We start from the raw sequence: 1,827 nt of genomic DNA, 5'->3' as shown, positions 1-1,827 counted from the left end.
ACTCGGTCGGCGCCCTCGCCGGCGTTCATCCGCCCGAGCAGGACCGTGCCGAAGACCACGTCGTCGCGGCCCGCCAGCACAGCCAGCACCCGCGCCCACGCCACGTGCAACACCGTGGCCGCGCTGACCCCCATCCGCTGCGCCGCCTGCCGGAGCGCCGTCACCACATCGTCGGGGATCGGCACCAGCTCAGAGGCCACATCGGTGCCGTCTATCCGCACGTCAGTGAGGCCGAGGGGCGCGGTTGTCTCGGTGACGCCGGCCAGCAGCTCGGTGAAGAACCGCTCGTGCTCCGCCCGGGAGACGGCGTCGCGGGTCTGCGCGACGAAGTTCCGGAACGGCAGTGCCGGCGCCAGTTGCCCGTCCTGCCCTGACAGCACCGCCCGCAGTTCCTGGACGAGCATGTCCATGCCCTGGTGGTCCTGCACCATGTGGTGCATCCGCACCAACCCCAGCCAGCGGCCCTCGGCCACCTCGGCGATGTGCAGGTCCATCAACGGCGCCCGGCCCAGGTCCATCGCCGATCCTACGAGGCGCACCAGGGCGCCCGCCGGGTCGTCCTGGCCGGCGTCCAGCGGGTGCTCCGCCACCGGGAGCGTGGCCTGTCGCCACACCACCTGGACCGGTTCCCGCAGTCCTTCCCAGACCACGCCGGTGCGGTAGATGTCGTGCCGGTCGATCACCCGCTGCAGCGCCTGCGCGAATCCGTCCAGCCTGGCCCGCGAGTCGAACTCCCAGACCTGCACAGTCACGTAGGCGTCAGCGCCGCCGCCGGCGAGCAAGTGGTGGAAGAGCAGGCCCTCCTGCAGCGGCGCCAGCGGATACACATCCGCCACGTTCGCCGCGCCACCCGCCACCGAGGCCACCACCCGCTCCACCTCGTCCGCGGACAGATCCACCAACGGCAACATCTCCGGCGTGATCTCTGTCGCACCCACAGGGATGCGGTTCTCCGGCACCTCCACCGCATCGACACCCACCGACCGCGCCAGACCCGCCGGGGTCGGCGACTCGAACAACGCCCGCACCGACACCGACACCCCACGGCCACGCAGCAACTCCACCAGCGACACCGCCAGCAGCGAATGGCCGCCCAGCTGGAAGAAGTCATCATCCACACCGGCCGACTCCAGGCCCAACACCTCCGCGAACACCTCGCACAGGATCTGCTCCTGCACCGTGGCCGGAGCCCGGCCCGACCCGCTCGCATACTCCGGAGCGGGCAGCGCCTTGCGGTCCAGCTTCCCGTTCGGCGTCAACGGCAACGCAGACAGCGTCACCACCGCGGCAGGCACCATGTACTCCGGCAGCTGTCGAGCCACGAAGTCCCGCAGCCCAGCAACATCCGTCTCGGTGTCGGCGGGCACCACGTACGCCACCAACCGCCTATCTCCCGGGATGTCTTCACGGACGACGACCGCCGTCTGCGCCACCTGCGGGTGAGTGCGCAGCACGGCCTCGACCTCGCCCGGCTCGATCCGGAACCCGCGGATCTTCACCTGCTCATCTGCCCGACCGGCGAAGACCAACCGCCCATCAGCGGTCCACTTCACCAGGTCCCCGGTCCGATACATGCGCTCGCCCGAGCCACCGAAGGGGCAGGCCACGAACCGCTCACCCGTCAACGCCGCGCGGCCGACATAACCGCGCGCCAACCCGACGCCGGCGACGTAGAGTTCTCCGGTCACGTCGACTGGCACGGGGTTCAGCATGTCGTCCAGGACGTACGACCTGGCGTTCGTGATGGGCGTGCCGATCGTGGGCTCCTCACCAACCGCCAGCGGCATCGACATCGACGCACACACCGTGGTCTCCGTCGGACCATAC

Annotated in this window: 1 protein-coding gene and 1 pseudogene; both read right to left on the bottom strand. The window is 70.1% G+C overall.

Features of this window, described 5'->3' with window-relative positions; genetic code table 11:
- On the bottom strand, nucleotides 1-1,700 hold a 1,700-nt coding region (locus ETD86_RS54200), incomplete at its 3' end, for a condensation domain-containing protein (protein WP_342779377.1).
- Nucleotides 1,701-1,787, bottom strand: a pseudogene (locus tag ETD86_RS59845) (hypothetical protein); the annotation flags it as partial.
- Nucleotides 1,788-1,827 lie beyond the last annotated feature (40 nt).

Source organism: Nonomuraea turkmeniaca (genome assembly GCF_005889735.1).
In the GTDB taxonomy this organism is placed as follows: Bacteria; Actinomycetota; Actinomycetes; order Streptosporangiales; family Streptosporangiaceae; genus Nonomuraea; species Nonomuraea turkmeniaca.
This window is presented reverse-complemented; position numbering and strand designations above follow the sequence as displayed.